This window comes from Herbiconiux daphne, assembly GCF_024979295.1.
Taxonomy (GTDB): domain Bacteria; phylum Actinomycetota; class Actinomycetes; order Actinomycetales; family Microbacteriaceae; genus Herbiconiux; species Herbiconiux daphnes.
Map to the genome: position 1 here is coordinate 1 of NZ_JANLCJ010000249.1, position 857 is coordinate 857.

1 protein-coding gene is annotated in these 857 nt (G+C 38.4%); it reads right to left on the reverse strand.

Features of this window, described 5'->3' with window-relative positions:
• The coding region (locus N1032_RS24420; protein ID WP_259543097.1) for a hypothetical protein at positions 1-857 on the reverse strand (857 nt) is incomplete at both ends.

Genomic DNA, 857 nt, shown 5'->3' on the forward strand with positions numbered 1-857 from the left:
TCGGCATCTGTCGACCTCCAACCGTCCGTTTTCCAATTCTTAACGGGTGTGGTTTCTTCTCCCCAAAAGATAGAATTAACTGTTGCTGGTGGTTCTACGTAAAGTTTAGGGTTATGGATATCTAACGGCGATACATCTTTTTTAATCCCGTTTGTTATATCGTCAATAGTTGGTTTATTCCAAACACATAACCATTGATTGCCGTTCTCATCTGGTATCGTACCCCACACATACGGGTTACTTACCACGTTTAATAATGGGTGAGTAAAACCAACTATCTTTTGTTTCGGGTTCTCTGCTATCTCTTTTGCCCAAATTACAGCACAGCGTTTCACTGTTTCCAGTTGTTCTATTGTCTCTGGTGTGTGTTCCTGCTCTTTAATAATCATTTCAGCATCGGCTATTTGCTGGAATGTTTGTAGTATAATGTTAGATCTTAATCGCCCATCGTAAAAAGCATCTACGAGAATCCTTTGATTCTTTGTTTTAATATAATTCCGTGTCTCACCTCTTTGAATGGAAGCATCAATAATCTTTTCCATCTGGTTTCTGATTCGTTCGCTGTCATATTGTAATTTACTCATGTATTCATGAAAACTTATAACAGGTAATTTATCAATGAGGCTTATTGTCTCCATAAAATTATTGGTAATTCCTTTCACCAGCTTTTTATGGTTTTCTTGGGCTTCCCGTTCTTTGATTTCAAGCTCTGCTTTCTTTTCTTTGCTCAATCTCTCAAAGATATTCTCTTTTCGGTCTTTCCAGGCTTTTGCTGCTCCGCTGCTAGTCTGTATCTTTCTAAATTCATCAATCTTTACTACCTGTTTTAGATCCCAGCTTTCGGGCAACGTATCGCC